Source organism: Agrobacterium sp. LMR679 (assembly GCF_027157905.1).
Lineage (GTDB): Bacteria > Pseudomonadota > Alphaproteobacteria > Rhizobiales > Rhizobiaceae > Agrobacterium > Agrobacterium leguminum.
This window is the reverse complement of sequence record NZ_JAPVOJ010000002.1, coordinates 24,129-49,559: the sequence shown is the minus strand read 5'-3', so window position 1 is coordinate 49,559 and position 25,431 is coordinate 24,129. Positions and strand designations below refer to the sequence as shown.

35 protein-coding genes, 2 tRNA genes and 2 pseudogenes are annotated in these 25,431 nt (G+C 59.6%); 22 read left to right on the top strand and 17 right to left on the bottom strand.

The annotated features are described in order from the left end of the window. The first annotated feature begins 134 nt into the window (after positions 1 to 134). Complete coding sequence (locus O3W47_RS11015; protein WP_080707327.1) at positions 135 to 290, top strand: hypothetical protein; 156 nt, start codon at positions 135 to 137, stop codon at positions 288 to 290. A 44-nt stretch (positions 291 to 334) separates the two neighbouring features. Further along, positions 335 to 838, top strand: a complete 504-nt coding sequence (locus tag O3W47_RS11010) for a VOC family protein (protein ID WP_269313777.1) — start codon at positions 335 to 337, stop codon at positions 836 to 838. Between the two features lie 13 nt (positions 839 to 851). Here O3W47_RS11010 and O3W47_RS11005 read toward each other — a convergent pair. Then, a tRNA-Arg gene (locus O3W47_RS11005) sits at positions 852 to 928 on the bottom strand. 48 nt (positions 929 to 976) lie between these two features. Further along, positions 977 to 1,282: an ETC complex I subunit gene (locus O3W47_RS11000; RefSeq protein WP_003507982.1), complete on the bottom strand. Its 306-nt coding sequence runs from the start codon at positions 1,280 to 1,282 to the stop codon at positions 977 to 979. A gap of 266 nt (positions 1,283 to 1,548) precedes the next feature. Between O3W47_RS11000 and O3W47_RS10995 the strand changes: the two genes are divergently transcribed. After that, a tRNA-Pro gene (locus O3W47_RS10995) sits at positions 1,549 to 1,625 on the top strand. Between the two features lie 53 nt (positions 1,626 to 1,678). Here O3W47_RS10995 and O3W47_RS10990 read toward each other — a convergent pair. After that, the gene (locus tag O3W47_RS10990) at positions 1,679 to 2,821 is read right to left on the bottom strand and encodes a ceramide glucosyltransferase (protein ID WP_269313776.1); all 1,143 of its coding nucleotides are present in this window, start codon (positions 2,819 to 2,821) and stop codon (positions 1,679 to 1,681) included. A gap of 216 nt (positions 2,822 to 3,037) precedes the next feature. Then, positions 3,038 to 3,307: a DUF982 domain-containing protein gene (locus O3W47_RS10985; RefSeq protein WP_003522644.1), complete on the bottom strand. Its 270-nt coding sequence runs from the start codon at positions 3,305 to 3,307 to the stop codon at positions 3,038 to 3,040. Positions 3,308 to 3,520: 213 nt separating this feature from the next. On the opposite strand from O3W47_RS10985, the gene O3W47_RS10980 reads away from it, so the two are divergent. Beyond that, a complete protein-coding gene (locus O3W47_RS10980; protein ID WP_003522642.1) occupies positions 3,521 to 3,769 on the top strand; it encodes a BON domain-containing protein in 249 nt (82 codons plus the stop codon). A 60-nt stretch (positions 3,770 to 3,829) separates the two neighbouring features. Here O3W47_RS10980 and O3W47_RS10975 read toward each other — a convergent pair. Next, positions 3,830 to 4,311, bottom strand: a pseudogene (locus tag O3W47_RS10975) (DUF192 domain-containing protein). Continuing rightward, positions 4,311 to 4,889, bottom strand: a complete 579-nt coding sequence (locus tag O3W47_RS10970) for a cold-shock protein (protein WP_004442353.1) — start codon at positions 4,887 to 4,889, stop codon at positions 4,311 to 4,313. The pseudogene O3W47_RS10975 and the gene O3W47_RS10970 overlap by 1 nt, the downstream one beginning before the upstream one ends. Before the next feature lie 192 nt (positions 4,890 to 5,081). On the opposite strand from O3W47_RS10970, the gene O3W47_RS10965 reads away from it, so the two are divergent. Beyond that, positions 5,082 to 5,522, top strand: a complete 441-nt coding sequence (locus O3W47_RS10965; protein WP_059760310.1) for a VOC family protein — start codon at positions 5,082 to 5,084, stop codon at positions 5,520 to 5,522. A gap of 156 nt (positions 5,523 to 5,678) precedes the next feature. Further along, positions 5,679 to 6,953 (top strand): YcbK family protein, encoded by a 1,275-nt coding sequence (locus O3W47_RS10960; protein WP_269313775.1) that lies wholly within the window; start codon positions 5,679 to 5,681, stop codon positions 6,951 to 6,953. Positions 6,954 to 7,440: 487 nt separating this feature from the next. Here O3W47_RS10960 and O3W47_RS10955 read toward each other — a convergent pair whose 3' ends face one another. The 10 genes from O3W47_RS10955 to O3W47_RS10910 form a co-directional block, all read right to left on the bottom strand. After that, the gene (locus O3W47_RS10955; RefSeq protein WP_269313774.1) at positions 7,441 to 8,361 is read right to left on the bottom strand and encodes a hypothetical protein; all 921 of its coding nucleotides are present in this window, start codon (positions 8,359 to 8,361) and stop codon (positions 7,441 to 7,443) included. After that, positions 8,358 to 8,660, bottom strand: coding sequence for a hypothetical protein (locus O3W47_RS10950; RefSeq protein WP_269313773.1), 303 nt, complete (start codon positions 8,658 to 8,660; stop codon positions 8,358 to 8,360). Before O3W47_RS10950 ends, O3W47_RS10955 begins: the two co-directional genes overlap by 4 nt. A gap of 259 nt (positions 8,661 to 8,919) precedes the next feature. After that, on the bottom strand, positions 8,920 to 9,183 hold the full coding sequence (locus O3W47_RS10945; RefSeq protein ID WP_269313772.1) for a hypothetical protein: 264 nt from the start codon (positions 9,181 to 9,183) through the stop codon (positions 8,920 to 8,922). Next, entirely contained in the window at positions 9,180 to 9,488 is a 309-nt protein-coding gene (locus tag O3W47_RS10940) for a hypothetical protein (RefSeq protein WP_269313771.1), read from the bottom strand. Before O3W47_RS10940 ends, O3W47_RS10945 begins: the two co-directional genes overlap by 4 nt. After that, positions 9,485 to 9,805: a hypothetical protein gene (locus O3W47_RS10935; protein ID WP_269313770.1), complete on the bottom strand. Its 321-nt coding sequence runs from the start codon at positions 9,803 to 9,805 to the stop codon at positions 9,485 to 9,487. Before O3W47_RS10935 ends, O3W47_RS10940 begins: the two co-directional genes overlap by 4 nt. Then, complete coding sequence (locus O3W47_RS10930; RefSeq protein WP_269313769.1) at positions 9,802 to 10,353, bottom strand: hypothetical protein; 552 nt, start codon at positions 10,351 to 10,353, stop codon at positions 9,802 to 9,804. Before O3W47_RS10930 ends, O3W47_RS10935 begins: the two co-directional genes overlap by 4 nt. Next, positions 10,350 to 10,616, bottom strand: coding sequence for a hypothetical protein (locus O3W47_RS10925; RefSeq protein ID WP_269313768.1), 267 nt, complete (start codon positions 10,614 to 10,616; stop codon positions 10,350 to 10,352). Before O3W47_RS10925 ends, O3W47_RS10930 begins: the two co-directional genes overlap by 4 nt. Further along, positions 10,613 to 10,954 (bottom strand): hypothetical protein, encoded by a 342-nt coding sequence (locus O3W47_RS10920; RefSeq protein ID WP_269313767.1) that lies wholly within the window; start codon positions 10,952 to 10,954, stop codon positions 10,613 to 10,615. The genes O3W47_RS10925 and O3W47_RS10920 overlap by 4 nt, the downstream gene beginning before the upstream one ends. Then, positions 10,951 to 11,244 (bottom strand): helix-turn-helix transcriptional regulator, encoded by a 294-nt coding sequence (locus tag O3W47_RS10915; protein WP_269313766.1) that lies wholly within the window; start codon positions 11,242 to 11,244, stop codon positions 10,951 to 10,953. Before O3W47_RS10915 ends, O3W47_RS10920 begins: the two co-directional genes overlap by 4 nt. Before the next feature lie 255 nt (positions 11,245 to 11,499). Then, positions 11,500 to 12,222, bottom strand: a complete 723-nt coding sequence (locus O3W47_RS10910; RefSeq protein WP_269313765.1) for a LexA family protein — start codon at positions 12,220 to 12,222, stop codon at positions 11,500 to 11,502. Between O3W47_RS10910 and O3W47_RS10905 the strand changes: the two genes are divergently transcribed. From O3W47_RS10905 to O3W47_RS10840, 14 genes and pseudogenes are all read left to right on the top strand, one after another. Next, positions 12,221 to 12,442 carry a helix-turn-helix domain-containing protein gene (locus tag O3W47_RS10905; RefSeq protein ID WP_269313764.1) on the top strand — a complete coding sequence of 74 codons (222 nt, stop codon included), beginning with the start codon at positions 12,221 to 12,223 and terminating at the stop codon, positions 12,440 to 12,442. The genes O3W47_RS10910 and O3W47_RS10905 overlap by 2 nt on opposite strands. Beyond that, positions 12,439 to 12,858, top strand: a complete 420-nt coding sequence (locus tag O3W47_RS10900; RefSeq protein ID WP_269313763.1) for an ASCH domain-containing protein — start codon at positions 12,439 to 12,441, stop codon at positions 12,856 to 12,858. Before O3W47_RS10905 ends, O3W47_RS10900 begins: the two co-directional genes overlap by 4 nt. Continuing rightward, entirely contained in the window at positions 12,855 to 13,241 is a 387-nt protein-coding gene (locus O3W47_RS10895; protein WP_269313762.1) for a hypothetical protein, read from the top strand. The genes O3W47_RS10900 and O3W47_RS10895 overlap by 4 nt, the downstream gene beginning before the upstream one ends. A gap of 2 nt (positions 13,242 to 13,243) precedes the next feature. Further along, positions 13,244 to 13,792: a hypothetical protein gene (locus tag O3W47_RS10890; protein WP_269313761.1), complete on the top strand. Its 549-nt coding sequence runs from the start codon at positions 13,244 to 13,246 to the stop codon at positions 13,790 to 13,792. 80 nt (positions 13,793 to 13,872) lie between these two features. Then, positions 13,873 to 14,100, top strand: a complete 228-nt coding sequence (locus tag O3W47_RS10885) for an HNH endonuclease (RefSeq protein WP_269313760.1) — start codon at positions 13,873 to 13,875, stop codon at positions 14,098 to 14,100. Beyond that, complete coding sequence (locus O3W47_RS10880; RefSeq protein ID WP_269313759.1) at positions 14,097 to 14,438, top strand: hypothetical protein; 342 nt, start codon at positions 14,097 to 14,099, stop codon at positions 14,436 to 14,438. Before O3W47_RS10885 ends, O3W47_RS10880 begins: the two co-directional genes overlap by 4 nt. 20 nt (positions 14,439 to 14,458) lie before the next feature. Then, positions 14,459 to 15,117 (top strand): annotated as a pseudogene (locus O3W47_RS10875) (hypothetical protein). Then, complete coding sequence (locus tag O3W47_RS10870; RefSeq protein ID WP_269313758.1) at positions 15,114 to 16,235, top strand: toprim domain-containing protein; 1,122 nt, start codon at positions 15,114 to 15,116, stop codon at positions 16,233 to 16,235. The pseudogene O3W47_RS10875 and the gene O3W47_RS10870 overlap by 4 nt, the downstream one beginning before the upstream one ends. Beyond that, a complete protein-coding gene (locus O3W47_RS10865) occupies positions 16,225 to 16,914 on the top strand; it encodes a hypothetical protein (protein WP_269313757.1) in 690 nt (229 codons plus the stop codon). The genes O3W47_RS10870 and O3W47_RS10865 overlap by 11 nt, the downstream gene beginning before the upstream one ends. A gap of 5 nt (positions 16,915 to 16,919) precedes the next feature. After that, complete coding sequence (locus O3W47_RS10860) at positions 16,920 to 17,177, top strand: DUF2312 domain-containing protein (RefSeq protein WP_269314824.1); 258 nt, start codon at positions 16,920 to 16,922, stop codon at positions 17,175 to 17,177. A 17-nt stretch (positions 17,178 to 17,194) separates the two neighbouring features. After that, complete coding sequence (locus O3W47_RS10855) at positions 17,195 to 18,772, top strand: hypothetical protein (protein ID WP_269313756.1); 1,578 nt, start codon at positions 17,195 to 17,197, stop codon at positions 18,770 to 18,772. A 55-nt stretch (positions 18,773 to 18,827) separates the two neighbouring features. After that, positions 18,828 to 19,256 (top strand): DUF2829 domain-containing protein, encoded by a 429-nt coding sequence (locus tag O3W47_RS10850; RefSeq protein ID WP_269313755.1) that lies wholly within the window; start codon positions 18,828 to 18,830, stop codon positions 19,254 to 19,256. A 60-nt stretch (positions 19,257 to 19,316) separates the two neighbouring features. Then, positions 19,317 to 21,236 carry a hypothetical protein gene (locus tag O3W47_RS10845; protein WP_269313754.1) on the top strand — a complete coding sequence of 640 codons (1,920 nt, stop codon included), beginning with the start codon at positions 19,317 to 19,319 and terminating at the stop codon, positions 21,234 to 21,236. After that, a complete protein-coding gene (locus O3W47_RS10840; protein WP_269313753.1) occupies positions 21,233 to 21,493 on the top strand; it encodes a hypothetical protein in 261 nt (86 codons plus the stop codon). The genes O3W47_RS10845 and O3W47_RS10840 overlap by 4 nt, the downstream gene beginning before the upstream one ends. Here the strand turns inward: O3W47_RS10840 and O3W47_RS10835 are convergent. Beyond that, positions 21,490 to 21,834 (bottom strand): hypothetical protein, encoded by a 345-nt coding sequence (locus O3W47_RS10835; RefSeq protein ID WP_269313752.1) that lies wholly within the window; start codon positions 21,832 to 21,834, stop codon positions 21,490 to 21,492. The genes O3W47_RS10840 and O3W47_RS10835 overlap by 4 nt on opposite strands. A gap of 686 nt (positions 21,835 to 22,520) precedes the next feature. On the opposite strand from O3W47_RS10835, the gene O3W47_RS10830 reads away from it, so the two are divergent. After that, positions 22,521 to 23,216: a hypothetical protein gene (locus O3W47_RS10830; RefSeq protein WP_269313751.1), complete on the top strand. Its 696-nt coding sequence runs from the start codon at positions 22,521 to 22,523 to the stop codon at positions 23,214 to 23,216. A gap of 358 nt (positions 23,217 to 23,574) precedes the next feature. Then, positions 23,575 to 25,188, top strand: a complete 1,614-nt coding sequence (locus O3W47_RS10825) for a hypothetical protein (RefSeq protein WP_269313750.1) — start codon at positions 23,575 to 23,577, stop codon at positions 25,186 to 25,188. Positions 25,189 to 25,431: the final 243 nt, after the last annotated feature.

Genomic DNA, 25,431 nt, shown 5'->3' with positions numbered 1-25,431 from the left:
ATAGCTTGCCCCAAGGGTGAAGTGAAAACTTGGTAATATTTATGATAGTTCTGGTCTGATAGAGATAAATCCGGGAAGATCGATGCCATAAACGCGGCTGAGCTTTCAGCAGCGATAGTCAGGACGAAGATAGAATGAACGACAATGTGGTGAAGTTCCGCAAACCGGTGCCGCCGAAGAAGCCACGCGAACCGCTGGGGCCGAAAGCGAAGAAGGCTTTGACGATTGCGGCTGTCATTGCGTTTTTCGTGGCGGTGTGGGGGTATTTCACGTTGATGGGGCAGGGGTAGGCCGCAAGCGTCTGTTTAAAACAGCCTCAGCGGGACTTTGTTCGATGAGCATCGGAAGCCTCGGTATGGTCACCTTAGAGACGAGGACGCCGAATGCCATGAGACTTGCTCACATCAATCTTGTTGCCCGCGATGCGGAAGCGCTTGCCACGTTTTACGTAAACGTTATGAAATGCGATGTTCTTCGCGAACCGAGGACTCTATCCGGTGAAAAGGTTTCCCGGGGAAACGGGCTTTCAAACTCCGAAATTCGTACAGTCTGGCTTAGATTCCCGGAACTAGAGCAGCCTTTTCTGGAGATTCACGAACACAGGATCACTCATCCCCGTGAACAGCCAAGAGTTAATGAACCCGGCTTTGGGCACTTAGCTTTCCAGATGGAAGATATTAGTGCGACCCTCTCCAGCATCATCGAAGCGGGCGGTGCACAGATCGGGCAGATTACTGATTTCGGGACGCCAGAGACGCCCTATCTGATCGCTTATGCGCGCGATCCAGAAGGGAATGTGCTTGAGCTTGAGCAGACCTCAGCGGTCATTCATCTATAATTGTGAGGAGAAATGGCGACCCCTGCAGGACTCGAACCTGCGACCTACTGCTTAGAAGGCAGTTGCTCTATCCAGTTGAGCTAAGGGGCCGTCATGCCGGGCAATCGATACTCCGGCAAAAACTTTGATCGTCGTGTTTCAGTGCGTCCAGGGCTGGGTGCGGTTGAAACGGAAATTGTCGGTGTAGGAAACCACCTTGCGGGTTGCTTCCTTCGGCTGGATGACGCGGTATTCGATGCCCTTGCGCTGGGCATAGGCTTCGGCCTGTTCCTGCGTCTCGAATGTCAGCTTGAGCTGCTGCTTCATGTCGGAACTGGAGGTGTAGCCCATGATCGGATCGATCTTGCGCGGAACCTCGGCGTCGAATTCCAGAACCCAGACATTGGTCTTCGCCTTGCCGGATTGCATGGCGGTTTTTGCAGGGCGGTAAATCTTCGCAGACATGTCGAAACTGCTCCGGTTGGACAGCGGGGCGAAACACCCCGAATTATTCATCACGTACCTGAATAGAATAACCAAATCGTGTCAGGAACGTTGAATTTGAAATGGACTGACTTCAGGTGAGAGTCAAGACGATTATCCCCTTGCCGTCCGATCGCGCGCTGCCGTTTCGAGGTTACGTTTTGCTCATCGGGGTCGCGGCTGAACAAAGATGAATTTCCCTGTTGCGGACTGCGGGTGAACCGTGTATTCCCCAGCCATCGCCTCGGCGGAGTGTAGCGCAGTCTGGTAGCGCATCTGGTTTGGGACCAGAGGGTCGGGAGTTCGGATCTCTCCACTCCGACCATTTTAAAGCAAAATATCAGCTTTCCGGCGTAACTTCTTCCAAATAGCCGTGATTTATTCCGCGGACGGACCGGCCAGAGTGCTCTCCGCCGTGCCGATCGTCATGACATTGCCGCGCCATGCCACCGCGCTGCCGATCCAGCTTCGCGCCCAGACGATGGGCATGATCATGTCCCGGGCGATCATCGCCGGCAGCGTATGGAGCGATATCGGCCAGCGGTTGAGGGCCGCGAGCGCAAGTTCCGGCACGTACATGAGGGCGAGGACGGCAAAGGCGGTTGCGGCGAGGTTTACATCCGTCATGGCGGCGGCGGCGAGCGCGAAGAGAAGCGGGGGAAGCGCGCCGGTGAGTATTTCCGGCGCGAAATATTGCGGGAAGGTCACGCGCCGCAGCCGCGCCCAGCGGGTCTGGCGCGACCAGATCTCGCCGGCATGGCGCTGGCCGAGCGGCTGTTCGAAGGGGGCGCAGACCAGATGCACCTTGCGGCCGGCGCTTCGCACCAGCTTCGTCGAGGCGGCGTCTTCGGCGATTTCAGCGGCCAGCGCGCGGATGCCGCCATTGTCTTCCAGAAACGGCTTGTTCCACAACATTGACTTGCCCTGTGCGAAACCCATGCCGATCGCTTCCGCCGCATATTGCCAGCGGCCCTGCGAGCCGTTGAGGAAGGCGCATTCCACATGCGCCCAGAAACCCGCAGGCCTTGAGCCAAGCGGCGGCGAGCAGACGAGCCCGCTATCCTGCCGCCAGGCCGACATCATGGTCGCAATATAGGATTTTGGCATCAGCACGTTCAGATCGGCCAGAATCACCCATTCATGCCGGGCGGCCCGCCAGCCCTTGACGCAATTGTTCAGTTTCGGATTGGCGCTGATGCGGTCATCGCCGATGAGCAATTGCATGGAAACCGAGGGGAAGGCGGCTTGCGCCTTGCGAACTTCCTCGATCACCGGATCGAATTCATCGGCGACGCAGAACAGCAGCTCATAATCTGGCCAGTTGAGTTCGAAGGCGCGCGACAGCGTCAGGGGCGTGAAGTTCTCCACGCCGCGCAGCGGCACCACGAGCGAGACAGGCGGCTTTTGCCGGACGAGATCGTTTTCCGCGTCCCGTCTCGTCAGTCGCCAGCCGGCCAGAACGATGCCGAGAAGATTGAAGCCGAGGAGCAGAATTGCGCAAAGGGCAAAGACAGTTTCCATGCTGGCCAGTTCCACTCCCAAGCTTTTGGCGGTCTGCGCGCCAATCGATTCCATGGAATTCGTCTCTGCCGATTATAACGTTTGCGTGACAGTTACATGTCATCATCGGCCGGTGTGCAGGCTGCGCCGTGCATGGAGGCGTCGCAGAAACGCCGCACCGCAAAAGAAAAAGCCCTCCGCATAGAAGGGCCCAATCGTCATGACGGTCGATGAATTTTAGTGGACGTTCAGGATATGGGCATGACTGCTTGCGATGAGAAACGATTCCCGTGCTTTCTCGATGTCGCATCTGCCGGCGATGGCATCGAGGCAGTTCCTGCGCGCCTCTTCATATTCCGGCCCGTGTTCCTCGGGCCAACGGTACATCAGCATGTCCAGCGCCACCAGCGGGCTGTAGATTTCAACGGCGACGCACAGCGGCAGGTGGATCGCCACCGGCTTCATCCACGAGGCGTGGTGACACGGCTCCGTTCTGTTAATCAGCATGTCATTTTCCTCCCTGTTTTACCTGCCTTGAAGGCCTTTCACACTCCCATGCGCGAAATGCCCGCCTCACGAAATGGTTCCCGATCACCTAAAATGTGATCGATCAGGGGGTTCCAATTTTCCAAGATGAATGGAAGATGAACAAATAGATGAACCGGAGATGAACAAAACCGCCCTCAGGGCGTTGTTATGTCCATAAGAAGGAGAACGCATATGTTCAATTTGTCAGGCATTCAGGAAAGCTTCTTTGGAGACCGCATGGCCGGCGTATGCCAGGCAATCACGTCGGCTCTGGCCTTCGAATCGGGTCTCGAGAAGTCGCGTATTTCCGCAACTGTCGAAAATGACGTGATCTATCTGGAAGGCACGGCCGATTCGGTCGAGGCGATCGACATCGCCATCAACCTTGCCGCTTCCATTTCCAATTGCAGGATTCTGAGCCATATCGAGCCGGTCTACTGAGTATTGCGCCAGCCGGGCGAAACCTCGTCCGGCTCCTTCAGGCGCAATAACGCGGCAACGTCATTTCCGGTTGCCGATTTGCGCGCTGCGAACCAAATCGCCCGGCTTGATGCCATAGCGTTTCGCAGTGCCGCCATTCAGTTCAAGCACAAATTTTACTGGCCCGCGGGAGCTGATGATCGCTTCCGAACGCGGAACCGCGTTTTCGTGAATATGGGTAATACGGCCGTCGCGGCCAATGAAAAGCATGTCGAGCGGAATAAGCGTGTTCCGCATCCACATGGCGACGTCACGCGGCTCACCGAAATCGAACAGCATGCCGTTTTCAAGCGGCATGCTCTTGCGGAACATCAGGCCCTGTTCACGCTGGGCGTTGTCCAGCGCCAGTTCGGCCGTGAAATCGTGGCTCTTTCCCCCAGCGGTTTCAATCTGCAGCGGTTCGGAGGTGAATGTCTGCTGTTGCTGGGCCTGCGCGGCGGCGGCGAGCGTGAAAAAAGAAGCGCCATAACGGCGCTTTTCACCATATGGGGCAGGGCGGACATCAATGCGACATCCCGATGGAAACCGGGTTGTCGGGGTGGATTTCCGCCGCCATCAGGCCCTTGTCGCCATCGCCGTAACGCACCAGAACCACCTGGCCGGGGCGAAGCTCCGTCAGGCCGAAACGGCGCAGGGTTTCCATGTGCACGAAAATATCTTCCGTTCCTTCGCCGCGCGTCAGGAAGCCGAAACCCTTGGTGCGGTTGAACCACTTGACGATGGCGCGCTCAAGCCCGCTCGAAGGCGTTACCTGCACATGCGTGCGCACCGGCGGCAGCTGCGAGGGGTGAACGGCGGTCGACTGGTCCATGGACAGGATGCGGAACGCCTGGAAACCGCGGTCGCGCCGCTGGATGAGGGCGACGATGCGCGTTCCTTCAAGAATTGTCTGGTAACCGTCGCGGCGCAGGCAGGAGACGTGCAGCAGCACATCCTGCGTGCCGTTGTCGGGCACGATGAAGCCGAAACCCTTGGCGACATCGAACCACTTCACGACGCCGGTAATTTCGGTCAGGTCCACGGCATCGCCCGAAAGGTCCTCGACATCGACTATCGTTTTCGATGACATCCTATCAGCCATATCCTGCCAACCCCTCGATTACGCGCCATACACCGGTCAACTGATTCCTGCGCGCCAGATTAACATCTTGGTAACGGTTTCACGCAAGCCCTAGTTTTTGATTTACGCAGCTGCTTTTATGTCGCCGTCCTTGTCCGGGGCTTGCCATCATGCGTTTAACGGCTCCGGACCCGTGTAATGGAGAGGAAGAAAATGCGGTATCTGCACACAATGGTTCGCGTCAAAGACCTTGGCGAATCACTGAAATTCTATGGCGACCTGCTGGGTCTTGAGGAAATACGCCGAATCGAGAACGAAAAAGGCCGATTCACTCTGGTGTTTCTTGCGGCGCGCGACGACATTGCTGCGGCGAAGGAAAACAAGGCGCCGTGCCTCGAACTCACCTATAACTGGGACACAGAGGATTATACCGGCGGCCGCAACTTCGGCCATCTGGCTTACGAGGTCGACAATATCTACGATTTCTGCGCCCGGCTTCAGCAGAACGGCATCGTCATCAACCGGCCGCCGCGCGACGGACACATGGCCTTCGTGCGCTCGCCGGATGGTATTTCCTTCGAAATTCTGCAGAAGGGCGAAAGCCTCGCACCAGCCGAACCGTGGATATCTATGCAGAATACCGGTTCCTGGTAGGGATTTTCCGGTGAGCAGCGGCGTTTTCGGGTGCTCTTGCCTTGTCCCGAGGGGATGAGGCATAGTCCGCGAATCGAAACGGCCAGTCCCGTTTTGGGGAAGCACACGCGCCCGTTCCCGTGCTGCTGTTGGAAATGCAAGATACGGAGGCCACCCATGACAACTGTCGAGAGCGCGAAAGGACGTCTGGTCCGTCAGCGTCTCGTCATCGCGGTTTCGCTGCTCGGGCTTTCCGGATGCGTTTCGGCGGTGACCGACGATGAGATGGCCGCCGCGACCAAAAAGCCGGAAATTTCCGCACAACAGAAGCCGCAGACCGCCGCTTCAACTGCTGCCGCCGGCGCGCAACAGGGACATTATGTGGATCCGGCCGTGGCATCGGCGGCCGGAGCGGCCGCGCCAGCCCAGCCGCAGGCATCGGGCGGCCCGGCGCAGGCCTATGGCGCCGCCCCCGATATCGGCGGATTGACGACGCAGCCAACGGCGATCTCCGCAGGGACGACAAGCATTTATTCCACCGCATCCGCAGCAGCAGCGCCCGCCGGTGCTGCAGGGGCGCCGGGCACGGCCGCCACCACGGGTGCTCCTTCCCAGAGAATCGTTCCTGCCGTCAGCAGCGTCTATTCGGCGCCGGTGCAGGCGGCGCAGCCGCAACCGGCGGCGGTTCCGGCTCAGGTCCCGCCAGCCGCACAGGCGCCGGCGGAACAGCACAGCGAAAATCGTCAGCCGGTTCCCGTACCCGTGCCGCAGTCGGCATCGGAACAGCTCGCGGCTGTTGCCGCGCAACCAGCCAAGGACGCCAAGGCGGCGGGCGAGGGGCAGGAAAGCGAGGGTAAGGGCGTAACGCTTGCGGCATTTTTCGCCGGTGCGGCCAAAAAGCGCCTGCCGAAAATGATTGAAAGCGGCACGGCCGGCAATACGCAGGTCGCCGCATTGCCCGGAGTTTCGGACGGGACGATGGGCATTGCCCTTTCCGGCCGTTCGATGATGTCCGACGAATTCGACGATGCGCATCTCGATGAAGAGGATGACCAGCCGACCGGCCTGATGAAGCTCGCTTCGCTCTCCGGCCTCACCCGCGTCGCCCCGAACGGGCTTTTCCTGCAGACGGACCGTGTCGAAGTCGGCTGTTTCAAGCCGGAACTGGTGCGGATGATCAAGGATGTGGAACGCCACTATAACAGCCCGGCGATCGTCACCTCGGGTTATCGTCCGCCGAAGGGCATAAGGCAGGGCTCAAAGCACTATACCTGCGATGCCGCCGACATCCAGATCAAGGGCGTCTCCAAATGGGAGCTTGCCACCTATCTGCGTTCCCTGCCGGAACGCGGCGGTGTCGGCACCTATTGCCACACCGAATCGGTCCATATGGACACGGGTGAGCCAAGAGACTGGAACTGGCGCTGCCGCCGTACTGCCGCGCGCAAATGATCTCCTGATTGGATTTGTCGGAATATTAAATCTGGTGATTTCCGGGGCTGAGACTTCGGCTTAAGGAACTATCCCGAGCGATTGAAACGACTGCCGGGTCATGCCGGGACGCTGACACTTGAGCCGGTGACCCTTATCGCAGCGGCTGTTCTGAACTCGGGCTTGTGGCGGATATCGCTATTTTACGCGCGAAGACTGCGGGAGAATCTTTTTATTCCGATCAGAGTTCGGTCACCCTCGGTGCTAACTCTTTGCGAAATATCAGAAAACTGGATTTGAGGTGGTGAGAGCGCAGGGATTCGAACCCTGGACCTACTGATTAAAAGTAATATCGAAATACAATGTTTTTAATGGCTTAGTAAAACTACGTTGTGCGACTTTTCTTATTCTTGTCGTTGATTGCATAATGTGGATTTTCTGTCAAATCAGTGCTTGGAGATATCTCCTGAAAGCTTAAAAATAAAAGGCGGGTCAAAGCCCGCCTTCTTTATTTCATGCTTGCCGGCCGGTCGTCGTCGCCGTCAGGGGCTTCGAACCACGTCACCAGTTTACCGATGGCTGCGTCTGCCATATCGGCATTGAGGGCAAGATAATGTCTCAGGATCTCGTGGGCCGTCTTGAGGCTGTGGCCGGTGATGGCGCAGATCTCCGGAATGGTGCAGCCTGCCATTGCGAGCCAGGTGACGGCGGTATCGCGAAAGTCCTGGTCCGTCAGATCCTTGAGTGACGGAAGCTTTTTCTTCGCGTGGCGGCGCACCTCCTCGAACCTGCGGCGGTAATGATCGCCGTTGAAGGGTTTCCATTCGCGCTCGTTCAGAACCGCCCAGGGCGATATGATGCCGGCATCGTTGCGACGCTTCTGGGCGGCGTCCATTCGCTTCTTGAGCTCCGGAGCCTCGATGATGGAGACGATCGCGCCGGTCTTGGACTGCTGCAGGATGATGCGGCCGCGCTTGTGGCCCTTGCGGGTGTATTGCAGGCGGTCCGCCTGGCGCTGGCCGGACCATACGGCCAGAGTGAACATGTCGCCCATTTCCGGTTGGTTGAGCGCATCGGCCGTCTCGATCAGAACCTTGAGCTCCTGTTTCGAGGCGATGCGCAGGCGCGCGTCTGGCGTTTTCATTTTGAGCTTGTGGGCAGGGTTTATCAGCATCGAGGGCAGGCGGCCGCGATCCATCGCCCATTGCAACGCAACGCCCAGAATGCGCATCGCGCCGACGGCTGACGTGTTGCCCACCTTCACCCGAAGGCTCTCATAAATCCCGATGCAGATCGGCTTTGTGAGGGCTTCCGCTTCCGAGCTCCACACGTCCGGTTCGTGCTTCTGGATGATGCGGCTTTTCTGGCGATAGTCGTCGCGGGTTTTCTTCGATAGATCTCCGAAGCGCGGGTTTTTCGTCTCGTTCAAAAACTCGTCGAACAGGAGGCAGACGGGAAACGCCGGCTGGATGGTTGCGACGGGTATCGGCGGAATGACCTTTTGCGCGGTTCACCGGCGCTCAGGCGCTGTTTGCGCTTGTCGAGCTCTAGCTTGCTGGAGAGCTTGCGCGACCAGTCGAGGGCCTCGCCGGCGCTCATCCAGCGACCGTCCTTGTGCCGCAGATCCTCGCCCACATATCCCGCCTCGCGCAGCGTCCTCGATGGGTTGAAGCGCGGCCGGCCGTTGCGCCAGGACACGTGCGGAATTTTCAGATCGTCTTTCGCCATGAATTTTACTCCTTGATACAAAAATGCCCGGCGGTCACGCGAAACAAAGACCGCCGGGCAAGGCAGGCTCCGGGAGACTGGAGCCAGTGGACAGGTTAGCGGGGCCGGTGGTCCGCCATTGGTACCGGCCCCGCATCGCCGCCCGCTGCGGGGGAAGCGGGCGGCGATTGCTTCCGGCGCGTGGCGCGCCAGAATGCGAGAAAGGTAAGCGCCTGGGCGATGAGCAGCGGCGTGATCGATAGGGACCATTGCGCGATCGTCATTGCACGGTCCTCAGCGCTGGGCGGCGATAACGCGCGAGACTGAGCACCGGGCAGCCGCTATCGGCGTCCTCGAGGGCGCGGCGAGCCTCTACGAGCATTATGGTGCGTGCTGCCCGGGCGGCGATCGCGCCATGCAGATACGCCTCGATCTCGTCACTGGCGGCGCGCATTTCGCGCAGCTCGTCCTCGAGGCGCTTCATCAGCGCGTCCTGCACGCTGCCAAGGCGCTCGAGCTCGTGGATGGTTCTGTCTGCGCTCATGGTGCGTTCTCCTGCTCGATGAAGCGGGCGAAGATGTCCTCGATCTCAGCGAGTTCCTTTTTCGCCTTTACGAGCGTCGCTTTGGCAACGTCTTCTGCGATGTCGCTCATTTCGGAAGAAAGGAGTTCCATCGCTTGGTAATAGCCGCCCATGCCGTTTGCCCATGTTTGGATTACGCTGACGTTCGGCTCGTGCAGGATGGTGTCGCGGCTGGTAGGCTCCAGCCACTCGATTGCCTTCCGAAGATACTCGGCGCGGTTGGCGGAGGCGGCTACCCGGCTGGCGAAGGTTTTCATATCGCTCATGCGTTACCGCCTTTCTTCTTCTCCGCTCGAAGAATGCGGCGGGCGTGCGCGGCCGATTTGCGCAGCTCCTCCATGCGGTCATCCACCATAGCCAGAAGACGCTTTGCAGCGGCCGCCTTGTCGGGGAAGATGCCGAAGCCGTCATCCGTCTGCGTGACGCGCAGATTGTTGGGATCCACGCCAACGGAGATTGCAAAGCTCATCACGCTGGCGCGTGGTGGCGGCCGGTCCAGTCCGCAGATGCGGGCGGCAAGCCGGATGCCCAATGGCTCTGTCGACGTCGCGGGCTTCATTTCCTGTTTGTGCGCACCGCTCATGCTTCACCACCTTTCACGGCCGTCAGCTTCCGGTCTACAAGCGCCTCAATCTCGGTGAGCGGAATGCGGCCGCTGGCTACCTTGGTGAGTTCCGCGACGAACCACATACGCAGATCATTGTTGTAAGGTGCCAAATTAGCAAAGGTCGGGTAGGCCTTAATGAGCGTCTGCAGATGGAATTCGAGCTTGTCGAGATCGTGCCTGCATTCCACCTGCGTTGCGGGTTCCCGTGGCTCTATATCGACTTCTATGGCGATAAACTTCCAAATCGCGTAGGGTATAGTAGGCTCTGGCTTCGCAGCAGACAGCGCAGCTTCCAGCCTGTCTGCCAGTGCGCCGATGCGTTTGACCTCGTGATGGTCGCGAAGAACCTCAACGATGAGATCGCGCACGTTCTGTGCTGGAGTAGCCTCAAGAGCGCGGTGGATTGCGCTGAGAGCAAATTCCGCATCCTCGGCCTCGATAACGCTGCAACCCTTGTAAGTCAGGATGGGACGCCCGGCAGAGTTGTCGACTTTCCAGTCGCTCAATTGCATCTTCTGGTTCATGCGTCACCTCTGAGCTTCTGCAGGGCGAGACCGCCGCCAGTGGTGAGGGATATGTTCGGCACTCGGCCGCGCACGAGCTGCTTTTCCTCGAGCCGCCGGATGGTGGCCAGATTAAAGCGCTTGTTGCCAACCTGCAGGCGGCCATCGACGATGCGCTGCTGGCGGAAAAAGTCGATCGAGGCCAGTGCGTCTTTCTCTGCGCGCTCGAGGTTCTTGCGCGGATCCAGCACGGCCGGGTTTTCGGTGAGGGGCGTCATTGTCATGCCGGTTCCCCCTCCGCCAGCTGCTGCTGTATCTGCTTGACGTGGACAAGGTAATTTTCGCCCACCATCTCCTGATACATGCAGGCGGTCATCTCGATGGCCTTGATCGGCATCGTCTGAGCGGCCACGGACGCGTGGACCGAGACCTGGAACCGCGCCATGGCGATCATCAGCGTGGCAATCTCCGTGCCGCGCTGCAGTTCGGAATTGATGAAGTCGCCCATCCGCTCGGCGAAATCGCTGGCGGCGAAGCGTGCCAGGCACTGCTTGAAAGGATCGTCGCTGAATAGCGCCTCCTCGAAGCTCATGCCGTTTTTCAGGAACTCCATCTTGCTCATGCGCTTGCTCCCGCCGCATAGACGGCTGTGAGCTGGGCGCGGTCTACGTGGATCCGGACAAGGGATCCGGCCGTGCGCAATGCGTGGCCTTTGAGCTCGCCGTACTGGCGCAGCCATTTTTCCATGCTGTCACGGTACCAGCGCATGTTCTTCTGCCCGGGCAAAGGTGCCGGCATGCCATGGTTGATGATGAGGCTGTTGCGCTTGCGCAGGAAAGTGGCCCTTCCCAGGCCGAGCGCTTCGGCCACGTCTTCCGCCTCCATGAAGCGGTCATTCGAATTCTGGAGCATGTTTCGCGTCTCCCCATTGCTGAATTGCAATGCTGCAAATCAATAAGCGAAAATGCTTATTTGAGCAAGCGCATATTGCAAATCTGCTTAAGCGGTTTTGACGCGAGTGCGATTTTGGGAGCGCTCCTCAGTTTAGCGATTTGGAGCGCTCCTAAATTTAATGGACGATAAGTCATAAGCGCAAAAAGGAGCGCTCCTAAGTTTAATGACTTGGAGCGCTACTGAGTTTAAGACCTGCTATCCGAATTGCGACGTTCAGTGTTCCCAGCGGATCAGCCCGACGCGGACCCCGAGAATTGATATACGGTCTTCATCGACGTGCTCTGGTCGCCCGGGACCGAGCCGCATGCTGTGCGTCGTGATGAATGGTGCCTGATACAGCCGCATCACCATTTCGGCGCTGCCGCTCGCCAGATCCAAAATCTGTGCTAGCACCACGTCTCCGCTGCTGGCGCGGGCGTTCTGATCAATTATGGCTATATCGCCTGGCATTACGCCTATGCCGTCTAGGGCGGCACCCTTCATAACCCACGCCTCTATACCGTTCTTGCCAGCTTTGGCTGCGTCAACAGCCGCAATAACCCACTTCGGCCATTCGGTATTATCTTGCTTGAGAGGGATTGTGTCAGGCTCTGCGGTTCCGGATCTTGCGCGGCCCGGCATTTGGTGCGGGCGGAAGCCGGAGTAGCTGGCAACCTTTTCGAGTGACGTCTGGGTAATGCCGACCGAGTTGCTGTTGTCATTGATAAAGCGAGTTATCGTCGACGCCGCCATGCCTGAATTCAGGGCGAGCTGCGACGGCGACAGGTTTAAATGTCGTGCAATCGCTTTAAGCCATTCTTTTGTTTCGCGCTGATCAAGTGCCATGCGCGCAAAACTAATCCTGTGTGGTGCTAACGCAGTCACTAAAAAACACCTTGCGGAATAAGCAATTTCGCTTATCACATTAAGCAAATCAGTTGACAAGGTGATTTGCATGTTTTCCGACATTGAAGCGAGAAGGGCCGCAGCGGGCATAGATCAGAAGACGCTCTGTGAGCGCGCTGGTGTTCACGAGACGACCTACACGGCCCGGAAAAGCGGTCGTCGTACTCTCTCCGAGAGAACCATAAAGAAGCTCGACAGTGCGCTTGCCGAGCTCATCAGCGAAAAGCGCGCGGTGCTCGAGGAAATTCAGGACCCGGAGACGCGCCAATGAGCGAGCTCCCTCAACTCGCCCTTTCGATCATGCAGCCGTGGGCCTGGCTGATCGTCAACGGGCACAAAGATATTGAGAACCGCGACTGGCCTACCATAACGCGCGGCTGGGTGGCGATCCATGCCGGCAAGAGGCTTGACCGCGATTGCCATGAATATCTCGAGGCAGGCGTTCATCCTGTTTTGGGCCACCTCATGCGGTCGACCGACGGACCGATGAGCTACGATCCACCTGTTGATCTGGGAGGCATCGTAGGCGTCGCCGAGATCGTCGACTGCGTGCGATCCAGCGAAAGCGCATGGTTCGTCGGCAAATACGGCTTCGTCATCCGCAATGCCCGGCCGGTTGATTTCATTCCGGTGCGCGGCCAGCTCGGCTTTTTCGAGTGGCGCAAGAACCTGCCGGTGGCGCCATGATCCTTGCCGAAGACTGGATCCAGCAGCTGGACGAAAACGCCGACGAACTGGGGTTGACTGACACTATGGTTTGCATGGGCGGCAAGCCGCCGGCGGAGTTTGCCGAGAACCGCGCCTTTCACCTGCAACTGATCGACGATCTCGCTGCAGAGGCGAAGCGGCGCGAATGGCCGGGGGCGCAATTCTGCTTCTACATGCGCCGTGACGGCTTCGTTTCCATCTACATCGCGCCTTCGAAGGGCGGCGAATTGACCTTGTCCGGTCTCGCGGAACACCGCGAGGCCCAGAAAAACCGCGACCAGCAAGCCGCCCGAACTGGTGGCGCTCGTCTGAAATGTCCACGCCGGTTTGTATTGCGTCCGGCCTTTGCTTGCAGGGGCTGATAATGAATTCTGTCGCCGAAATAGATCTGGCGATCAAATCCGCAGGGCTCGCCGAGTGCGAGGTGTTGCGCGCCGCCGGCGTCGCATCGCGGTATCTATACGCTATCCGGACCGGGATCCGGCCGCTCACGCCGCGCACCGTCAACCGCGTGCGCCTGGCGATCGCGCAGCTGAAACGCCAGCGGGATCTCGAGGCGAAGGGCAGGGATCTGGAACTGCGGTTTCCGGAGCGTTCCTCTGCCATCCGGTCTTATCGCCTAGCTGTGGCGCTGGTGGCGCACAAGGCCAATGTGCAGCCGGGTTTCATCCTCGCCGCCGATCCTTCCAGGCGCGCGACGGCCGACGAACAATGGATGCGGGCAACCAGGCTGCGCCGGCTCGCGATCTACATCACCGTAACGTACCTCGATATCCCGCAGGCGGACATGGCCCGCGCCCTTGGCGTGAGCAAGGCCACCGTTTCGCTTTTGCTGAAAGAGCTCGGCGACGAACGCGAGCGGCCGGAGATCGAGGCGGCGCTGGCCTATGTCGAGGAGGCGTTTCAGTCATGAACGGGAACGCGCGGAAAGATCGTATCCGGAATTTGCTTTGGGAACGGCAGGGCGGCCTTTGCTGCTACTGCGAAAAGCCCATGGCCGGCCTCGATACGCCCAGCGCGGCGGAGGCGAAACGGCTCAACATTCCGAAAAATCAGGTGCCGAACCGGCGCGTGACGCTGGAGCATCTGCAGCGCCGTGCCGATGGTGGCGGCGGCAACCGCGACAACCTCGCCGTGGCCTGCAAGGGCTGCAATTCCGCGCGCGGCCGCACCGACTGGCTGACTTACAAATCCATCCAGATGGGGGAGATTTCGCCATGAGCTGGGAATTCAAGCCGGGCATGCGCGTGGTGTGTGTCTCCCCTTACGATACGCCGCAACAGATTGAACTGGCAGTCCGCCACGGCATCACAACTCCGAAAAAGGGTGTTGTATATACACTCCGCTCTGTTCATCCGCCGGAAAATTTGGCTGACGGCAGCGGAACGGCACTCCCATTGCTTTTGCGTGAGATCGTCAATCCGACAGTTCCATACATTGACGGCTCGCTGCGCGAACCGGCATTCGCATCGACCCGCTTCCGGCCGCTGGATGAAAGCCGTCTCGATGTGTTCCGCAATCTGCTGGTGGACCTCCCGAAAGAGGAGGAGCTGGCGTGACGATTGCACCAATCAGACCGATGCGCGTTCTTGTCGCTTGCGAATATTCGGGAACGGTGCGGCGCGCTTTTGCGGCGCGCGGGCACGATGCGTGGTCCTGTGATCTCCTGCCCGCAGATGATCGAAGCAACCGGCATATCATCGGCGATGCTCGCGATTATCTCAATGACGATTGGGATTTGCTCATCGTCGCTCATCCGCCATGCACCCGTCTTTGTAATGCCGGTATCACCTGGCTAACCACTCCGCCAAAGGGCAAGACGATCGAGCAAATGTGGGGCGAGCTCGACGAAGCTGCGACATTGTTTTCGGACTTTTGGAACGCACCTATCGCCCGAATTGCCATTGAAAACCCCGTCATGCACCGCCACGCCAAGAGGCGAATTGTCGGTTACCTGCCGCCCGCCCAGATCATAGCGCCCTGGCAGTTCGGCGAACCGCTTCAGAAGAAAGTTTGCCTTTGGCTGAAAGGGCTTCCGGCTCTTTCTCCAACCAAGGTAGTTCAGCTTCCCGAGCCTGAATATTGCATTCGCCGCTCCGGATCCCGGGCGGGTCAGCCATACCGATATTATTTCCATCAGGGAAAGAGCGGTCATGAGCGTTCGCGCTTTTCCCTGGGATTGCGGATGCGATGGCAGATCAATGGGGCGGCGACATTCTCAATGAGGTCGCAGCATGAACCGTTCCGATACCTCCGAAATCAAACAGGCGCTGAAAGACCGCATCGAAAGCCTATGCCAGCGCCTGCTGCCCACCGGCAAGAGGGAAGGGCGGCTTTGGGTTTCTCACAATCCCATCACCAATGATTTCCACCAGACGCCGGAGCTCAAGATCGCGCTCGATCGAGATCCCGGCGCTTGGAAGGATTGGCGCACCGGCGAAAAGGGCGATGTTCTCGGCTTGGTGCAGTATCTGACTGGCGGAGATTTCCGCGCGGCCATGGACTGGTCGCGTGATTTTCTCGGGCTGCGCTCGATGACGGCCGAGCAGCGCCAGGACATGAAGCGCCGGGCCGATGACGAGCGCCGCAAGGCAGAGGCCCGGGCGGAAGCCGACCGGCTCAAGCGCATGGGTAAGGCCGAGCAGGTCTGGAACAGCGGTTACCAGGATGGCGCGCGATCGACGGCCGAAGCCCATGCCCGGGCATACTTCGCCGCACGCGGCTGCCCGATCGACGACATTCCGAACCGCGACATGCAGACATTCCGTTTCTCGGCCGCCCAGGAATATTGGAAGCGGGCACAGTTCCGCCATGAAAACGGCCGGCGCATCAAGGTGCAGGACGGCCCGAAGTTTCCGGCCGTGCTTTCGGCCATGCGGATGCCTACCGGCCAGATCTCGGCCGTGCACATGACATTCCTTTCGCCGCTCGGGCCGCAAAAGCTGCCGGTGACCGGCGATGAAACCGCAAAAATTATGTTCGGCGAGGCGCGCGGCGCGATGATCCGCATCAGTCACGGGCCGGAAGGCGAGCCGCCGGAAACTGCCACGCGGCCTTTTCCGCTGATCCTCTGCGAAGGCGTCGAAGACGGGCTTTCTCTTGCGCTTGCCATTCCCGAAGCCCGCGTGTGGGCGGCCGGGTCGCTCGGCGCCATGGCGTCAGCCCCAGTGTGGTTGCCATGCGTCAGCTCCATCATCGTTGCCCGCGACAATGACTGGGAAAAGAAAACCGCCGTCAAGCAATTCGAACGGGTGATGGAGGAGCTTTCGCGCGCGGACAAGCCGCTGACCGAGATGACCAGCCACCTGGGCAAAGATTTCAACGACCTGATGAAAGGGGAAGATGATGACGAATGAAAAATTCGGCAATGGTGCCGGGCAGTTGTTGGCCGTGAAGGCGGAGAACGGCGTTCTGTCCATATCGATCGGCGTCGCGCTGATGGCCTGGGCCGTCCAGAACGCGCCGGAATGGCCGCAAGAGTTTCACATTACAGATCTTCGGGATTTTTCCCGCGAAATGGTGTGGCAGCTGCAGCGCGAAAGCGAGGATGGCACGACGCCTGTTCATCGCATGCTCGATCATGCCGCTAACGAAGTTCTTGAGCAGGGCGGTGATGGCGTCGACGAAGGCGACGTTGAGACAGGGCTAGCTTTGGCAAAACCGTATCTTGATGCGCCGGTCGGCGACACAGATCCCGCTCCCGCAGCGGCCGCAGAACATAGCTGGTTCTCGAAAGCCGCCCTCGATGTGACGGCGGAACGTCGCCGGCAGATCGAGGCGGAAGGCTGGGGCAACGTGCATGATGACGGTCACACGAATTTCGAGTTGAGCAAAGCGGCCGTTGCCTACGCCCAGCGTGCTGCGATGACCCATGATGTTCGCATACTTGAGGAGGAGCGCAATCACGTCCCGAGCATGTGGCCGTGGTCCCGCACCTGGTGGAAGCCGAAAGACCGGCGTGCAGATCTCGTTCGCGCGGCCGCGCTCCTCATCGCCGAAATCGAGCGCCTCGATCGTGCGGAGGCAAGTTCGTGAGCGAGATCGGTCACAACATTGAAGCTTCTGAGACCGTTGCGGCCGCCGAGCTGCGCCAGTTCGTCGAGCGCTTCGAGCGCCTCGAGGAGGAGGGCAAGGCCATCAATGCCGACAAGGCTGATGTTCTCAACGAGGCCCACGGGCGCGGCTACAACAAAAAAGCAATCAAAACCATCGTCCGTCTTCGCGCCAAGGATCCCAATCAGCGGATTGAGGAGGAGACGATTTTGCAGACCTACATGGCCGCGCTGGGCATGGAGTAACCACAAGGAGAAAGAGCATGTCGAAACGTAAAGGGCAGACCAATGGAAGCAGGACACGAAACAAAACTTCGTCGGCAGCAAGCGGAAATGCGCCTGAGATCGATGCTGCAGGCGCAGCTCTATCAGCTGACAGCGCGGCCTTGGACACCGCGCCGCTCGTGGATGGAACTAATGGCGTCGACGGCGCTGCAGAAGGCAAGGGGCTGAGCGATGGCGGGCGGCAAGAGCTATCGGGGCTGGAAGCCGGCGAAGGCGCAACACCAGGCGCTGACGCCAAAACAGCCGATACCAGCGGCGAAATCGTTTCGGGCGATATCGGCGATGGATCCGGTTCCGGACCAATCGAAAATGACGGCGACGCAAGCGCTGATGGTGCAGCGGATGGCGGGCAGGACGTCCCCGTTTCCGGAGAAGCCAACGACCAGGCCGGAAGTGTTGGAGGGGGAAATCCTGCCTCCGGAAACGATGGAAGAGAAGATGATGAAGGCGGCGAAGGAGCACAGTCGCGTCTGCAGCGACGCAATGGACGCCTTTACCTACGCCATGATGAGAAGAGCGGCTCGTTAAGCTCGGGCAACGTCGCCGGTATCTCGGATGATCTGAAAGCCGCGCTCAATCGTTTTGGGTTCACCAGCGTCGAAGCGGTTGCCTCAGCTTATTGCCATGCCCGCGTCGGCGAAAGTTTCCTGAAGGCCATTGAGGTAATCCGGGAACACGACGGACCTTTCAAGGACTGGGCACCGGCGAATGATCCGGTCGAGATCATTCACGATCTTTATGCCGCCCTCGAGCATGCGCGGGAAAAGGCGGCCGCTGCGCCGGCGCTGGATCCGGAGGGCAGCCCGGCCAGCAGCGAAGCGCCTCCGGAAGCTGATAGCTGCCCGGTTTGCGATGTTCTCTTCAAGCCGGATGATATGTGCGCGATCGATATTGAAATGGGAACCTGCCACGCCGAGTGCCTGGACGGAACTCCTGTCGTCGATCTCGATACCGGAGAGCCTTCTAGCGGGCCGGTTCTCACGTTCCGATACGACGACGAAAAAAGTGAACTGGCCAGCGCGTCACCTCTCCATAGTGATGCGTTGACGGACGCCATCCATGATGCGGCTATTTTCGCTGGGGCCTATACGCCGGAGAATTTTCCGGCAAGTCAGCTTGACCCGGAATTCTGGCGGAAATGCAATCCCGACGACATCATCATGCATGTTGCAGATGATGCCTTCCGCAGCGTGCACGCCAACATCGAGGTCATCGGCGCGATCCTTACTGGCGGCGCTCCGCTTGAGGGCTCGGCGTTCTCTTATGAGGCAGCAAAAGATCTGCAGGATTTCATCCGCAAGATCGGCCGGCGCGCCACTCCGGAAATCCTCGCGCAGCAGCTCGTCATCACCAAGCATCGCCAGTCGGCCGAGCTGACGCCGGCGGAGCATATCGGCCTGAAAACTTTCATTGCCGTTCTGCTTGATCTCGACGATTACGCCGCGGTTGAAAAGAAGCGCCTCGAGGATCTGGCGGCCGAGAAGCCGACGCCCAGACCCGTGCCGATCGAGGACACCACGATGGAGACCGTCGACGATCCGATGGCCACCCACTGAGCCTGCCTATCAACAGGCCCGGTAATGGTGCCGGGCCACCACAAGGAGAAATGCAGTGACGCAGGATTATTATGGGACGAAACGAGTGCAAGCCTGGCCGCAGGAAAAGGACGGTCAGAGCGGCTACGCTGTGAAATACAGCGACGGTTATATCTCATGGTCGCCGAAGGACGTGTTTGAGAGCGCATACAAGCCGGTGACCTGCATGAACTTCGGCCATGCGGTCGAAGCGCTGAAATCTGGCCATCGTGTCGCGCGCGCCGGCTGGAATGGCAAAAACATGTTCCTCGTCCTAGTGCCGGGGTCCACCGGGCTGACCGTCGACGAGGGCCGGCCGCTGGCCAAGGCAGGCGTGCCTGTCGGTACTGTTTTTGACTACCTCCCTCATATCGACATGTTCACCACAACGGGTTCTTTCGTGCCGTGGCTGGCGTCCCAAACCGATATGCTTGCCGAAGACTGGATGATCGTCAGCGCGGCCTAAACACTACCCGCCGCGCCTGCGACCCGGTGCGGCGGCTTCCTCTCATTCATGCGGGCAGTTATGGCAAGAAAACCGAAAATTCAGGGTGGTATCCAAGGCATTCGCGCGCAGTTCCTGGACGCGCAGCAGGTGCTGGACGAGAAGAAAGAGCTTTTCGATCCGGACGCCAACCTACTGCGCAACGGCATCAAGGCCGGCCAGTGGGAAGGTGCGCCGCACCACAACATGCCGCCCGATTGCCCGATTACTGTTCTGGGCAAGAAGGGTGAGACGATCTATGTCATCAACGCGATCGGCGAGCTCGAGGAGATTACCCGCCACGATCTGCCCACGCTGTTGCGGATTTTCTCCCCGTTCGTGAACTATGTGTTCTGGGCATGGCCGGCTTGGTCGAAAGCCAAGGGCGAACCCGGCAGCGAAGGTTATGTTCCGCCGAAGGTCGAGCGCGTGCAACGCGACCAGGCCTGGACAGCGATCATAGGCGAGGCCGGCCGGAAGGGCCTGTTCGATCCCCAGAACAATGTGCGCGGCCGTGGCGGCTGGAAGGCGCAGGACAAATTCATCTGGCATAGCGGCAAGCACCTGTTTTCCGTCGACGTGAAAGCCGACAGGGATCAGCGCGCGATCGACTGGCAGCTGCAGGCGGCCAAGCCCGGCGACTATGACGGCTATTTCTACGCCCAGGACAACGACACCCTGCACCCTTGGCAGACGCATATCGGCGTCAATGACAGCCCGGCGCATATCATCCTGCAGGATCTGCAGAGCTGGAAATGGGAGCGGCCTTATATCGATCCGATTTTCTTCCTGGGCTGGGTCGGCTCGGCGTTTCTCTCCGGCGCACTCGACGTGCGCCCGATCCTGTTCACAATGGGTGGTGCCGGCACGGGTAAATCGACCCTGCACGGGATCCTGCGGGCGCTTTTCGGATCCGCGCTTTATTCGACCGCCAACACAACGGCCGCCGGTATCTATCAGAACATCCGGCAGGACAGCCGGCCGGTTGCAGTCGATGAATTCGAACGCAAGGCGCAGGGCCAGAAAGAGCAGGCCATCATCGAGCTTGCCCGCCAGTCCTATTCCGGTGCCAAGGGCTATCGCGGCGGTGCGAACGGCGACGGCACAGAATTCGAATTGCGCTCGAGCTTCATTTTCTCGGCGATCCTGCATCCACACCTTGGCGTCCAGGACCGCACCCGCATGATCATTCTGAACCTCAATGCGCTCGATAAAGACGCCAACGCCAAGCAGCCGCTGATCAAGGAAGAGTGGGGCCGTATGATCCTCCGACAGATCATGGACGGATATCACGATTTCCATTTGCATATCCTGCCGAAGTGGCGGCAGATACTTTCCGATCGCCGCCTTGCACTGGATCCGCGCGCGATCGATACCTACGGCACGGTGTTGGCCTGTGCCGAGCTCCTGGTGGGAGAGCAGGGGCTTGTCGATGCCGGCATGCATCAGGATCCAACGGCCGATGGTGTTCGCCTCGATATCGATATGCTGGTGGAAACGCTCGAGGCCGCAACGTCGGCCGACAGAGCCGAACAGATGCCTAAATGGCAGGAAGTCATTGAAAAGATCATGGGCGCGAAAGTGGACGCCTACAAGGCCGGCGAGCGGCAGACGGTGGGCGGCATCATTGAGGCGCTGGAAAATGACCAGCGTTCCGACATGCTCATCGAGGATGCCCGCGCCCGCCTGGCGCTGATCGGTCTCGGCCTGCGCGAGAAGGGTAAGCCCTGCAGGGGGTATGCGTTGGCGATCCCGCACGCTGACGACAACCTGAACCGTGTTTTCGCAGATAGCGAATTCAATCATGGCGGCTGGACGCTGGCGCTTAAACAGGCTCCTCAAACGATCGTGCCGCGCGAGCTCTCAAAGGCCGACAAGACTGTGAAGATCAACCGCCTGGCCAAAACCGTCACGCTCGTCGATCTGGCCGGCTATGATGCCTGGATGGATAGCTCGGGATGAAGAAGCGCTGCCCTCACGCTGATATCCGTTTCTGCCCGCTGTATCACGCCGCTCACATGGAGGGCGGTTTTGGGTGCGATGACGGCCGGCTGGACGAGGGCGGCTGCGCCGTGTCGCGTGGATGGTCCTACGCCCGCGCCCTTGCCCGCCTCAATGCCGCCATGCCGCGCATCGTGGCCGAGCTGCGATGGAAAGAGGAGGCGGCAGAGGGCCGCCTGCAGCGCGACAGAAACATGCGATTGCTGGGGCTGCATTAGCGCTCGGCACATCCCTGCCATGTGGCCCGCTGGAGCGATCCGGCGGGCCTTTCTATTTCTACCAGCGTGATATCGGCCGTTGCGGCCGCTCGGCCTTCCTGTCGCCTGGGAGAACGAATGTCACGCTGATGCGCCGGTTGCCGCATCGAGGACAGCGCAGCCTGCCGGGCGATGCTTGCCAGCGGGAAATCCCGGCCGCGTGTCGCAACCAGCGTCATCATGTCCAGATCATAGCGCCATTCGCATTTCAGCGCCGCGTGGCCGAGATCCACACGACCGTCCACACAGCGTGCGAACAGCTGCCAATCCGCGTTGAATGCTTCTCCGATCGTCTCAACCATGGGCGACTGAATTACCAGAACAGAATGAGAACATCAATTCACATTCGTTAACCCACACCCTGTCCTTATTGCGTCATTTTCCCGCGCCCTTTGCCCCTCGCATTTAACTCTTTCACCCCCGCCCCGTGACTTTAAAAGCGGTGTCCGCGCCGCCGCATTGAACTGCGATTGGAGAGAGGCGACACGAGAAAAGGAATGCCGTGGCCAATCGCTACGAGAGGTTGGAGCAAGTGAGGCGCGGACGGTGCCAGCGCCTGCCGTTGCAGCCTGTTCACGGCCTATGCCTCCGCTTCGCTCCAGCCTTGTGGCCGCTCACCACGATATGCCGGGGAAAATCCCGGCGCTGGCACTTAACACGGGGGAATGCGTCATAGCGTGAACGTTGCGGGGCTTGTCTGCCCTGCCGGGTGCGGGTGGTTACCAGCAGTTACCATTAGGTTGGCGGCAGAGTAACCGCGATAAATCAACAAAATCAGAGGCTTGTAATGTCGGTTGGCGAGTTACCCATATATTGCACCCTTTTACGCGCGCGCGTGTATACGCGTAGATGGTGATTTGATGGTAACCGGGTAACCGGTAGGTATATGTTCCTGTTTTTCTTGCGGAAATGCGGTTGGAAAATCGGTTACCACCGGTTGGCGAAAGCCGCATCCGGTAACCGGAATAAACAAATAGGGAAATAGCTGGTGAGCGACGAAACCGAGCAAAATCAGGGGCTTCAAGTGGCACACACGCCGCCGGAAATTTCGCCGGAGCGCGCCGCGAAAGTCGGATCGATGGCGGCGATGACGGAAACTGTCATGGCCGGCCTCGCCCAGTCCATCGCGGGCGAGCGCGAGGAACCCGCGCAGCAATCCCTCTTGCTTGCCGATCCTGACGGCGAGAACTGCCTATTCGCCGGTCCGGTCAAACACGTCGCGTCAATCATGGATGCCGCCAAGCGGGCGAGGGGGAGGCCGAAAGGCTCCCAGAACCGCCGTTCCACCGATCTGGCGAACTACCTGCTATCCATGGGCTATCGCGATCCGGCCTTGAACCTCGCTGACCTGGCCAACTCCAATCCGGTGGCGCTTGCCGCCGAGCTGGCCTGTCTCCCGACCTTCGAAGGTGCTACGCCAGAACAGGCGATGGAAGCGGCGGTGCGGACTGGCGTGCTCGACCGCGACCAGGTGTTCAAGATGATGAGCAAGGCATACGACATGATCGAGGATGCCAACGCCGAGCTCATGCCGTTCTTCCATGCCAAGCGACCGCAGGAAGTCCATGTCAAGGAAACCAAACTCGGCGTCATGTTCATCGGCGAAATGCCGACCGAACGGCCAGCCGAAGGCGCGGCGCTGGACCTGACGCGGGTAGACGCACCGAGCGAAAAAGATCAATGAAATCAATGTCCGTTCGTGCGACTTCGAGGGCTTGCGACATATCTATAGATAACCATCTGAAATCATTGATGCCGCAACTGATCGTAAATCAGTAGGCAGGTTTGGTTTCCGGCCTCGCGTGCGCGGAAAACCGGCTGGCCTCCCGCCCGTGGTGGGGGTGGCTCATGCGGACGCGGGCATACGCCCGCGACTTCGGTTTGAAAATTGAAAGTGAAGTACCCCCTATGGGTGTGTCGCCTCACACACACTGCCCTTTTGGCCATTGCCCGACTGAACGGCGTCGCGGCGAAATTAATCTTTCCGGAACGAGAGCGGGCGCGGGCGCGCGGGCTATGGGTTTCGAAAGGGTTTCTGGGTCATGGGAAATATCGATGTTGCGCGGTATGTGCCGCCGGGTCCGGTGGGCGCGGCTTTCATTCACTCGCGGGGGCCGATCGATATCATCATGGGGCCGGCCGGCTCCGGAAAGACCGTCGCCAGTTGCATCAAGGGGCCGCTGCTCGCGGCCTCGTACATGCCCGTGTGCAGGGACGGGCGCGTGCGCGTGAAGCTGATCTGCGTTCGTGACACGTATCGCGATTTCGCCCGAACGGCGTTGGCGAGTTGGCACGAAATGTTTCCGGTCGGTCACCCTTGGCAGCGGCCGGACAAGGGGTATGAGGGCGGGCAGGATCGCCCGGTCCGCCACCATCTGGTCTGGGAAGCTTGGCGCGGTCCGGATAAGGTGATCGTTGAATTCACGCTCGAGACGGGCGCGATCGCTGACAGCAACGTGATGCAGTTCGTCAAAGGCTATGAGGTCTCGATGGCCTGGGGGAACGAAGTCGACATGATGAGCCCGGAAGTCCCGGGCGCTCTGTTCATGCGTACCGGCCGATATCCGCCAGTGAAAGACATCGCGCCTTCCGAGCTCGATCGAGTTTCGCGCGACGGCCGCGAGGCGATGAGGCGGATGGGGATGACGGTCGACGACACCGAAATCACCCTGCCGCGCATGTTTTGGGGCGATATGAACCCGCCCGACGTCGATCATCCGCTGCTCAAAGAGGTCGGGTGGGAGGATCCCGACAAGAAGAACCCGGCCTATAATTTTTTCCGTCAGCCTGGTGGTCTCGACGATGGGGCGGAAAACCGTGTCGGCCGCCCGCGCTCGGCTTACGAAATGGATCTGCGCGCCATGTCGGAGAACCTGTCTCGGCGCATGGTGCATGGGCTCCCCGGTTACGCCCAGGACGGAAAGCCGGTCTATCCTGAGTACAACGAAAAAATCCACAAGGCGGATCAGCCGCTTGCGCCGACGCCAGGTCGTGGCATCACGATCGGCATCGATGGCGGCGGCTCTCCATCGGCGACCATCGGCCAGCCGCAGGCGAACGGGCAGGAACGCTTGCTGGCCGAGCTCGTCACGGAACCCGGCACGGGGCCGACGCGGTTTTCGTTGATGCTGCTGGAATTGCTGATGAGCCAGTTTTCGGGCCTGCCGATCATCGGCATTTATGGCGACCCGGCGATTTTCTACGGCGGCGACAAGGAGACCGACGAAATGAATTTCGCCATGACGGTCCAGAAAACGCTGCGCTTTCCCATTTTGCCCGCCCCATCTAACGAGCCCGGGGTACGACAGGATGCGGTGCGAATGGGTCTCACCACCATGATTGATGGCCGGGTGCCGGGTTACCTCGTCGATCCGCGCTGCAAGATGATCCTGGGCGGCTTCGCTGCTCACTACAAGCTCACGAAACAGGCGACGATCGGCGGAACCGATAAGCTTGCCGTGGTCAAAAACGCTTACTCGCATCCGCATGATGCTGAACAATACCGGCGGCTCGGGTACATCGGCCTGGCCAACGTTGTCGCGCACGGCGCGAATTCGGTGCTGCCGTCCGGCGTCGTCAGCTTGCATGAGCAGCGGCTTTTGCGAAATCAGCCTAAGCCGCAGCGCCCGGGAGATTTCAGCGTATGGGACGTGTAACCGTCGCCAGTCCGGCAGCCTGGCTTGATTGCCTCGCGTGCGCGGGCGGGCGCGCGCTCGCGCGTAAGGCAGCGATCTGGCAGCGTTCGAACGGCGAAAGTGTCTCGCTTCATGCCGGTGATGAGTTGTTGGCCATTGCTTATCTCGTCCCGGATTGTGAGGGGCGATGGGAATTCTGTCTGGCGCTTCGCCCGCCCGCCCGCGCGTATATGCGCGAACTCGTCCGTATCGCGCATTTGACGC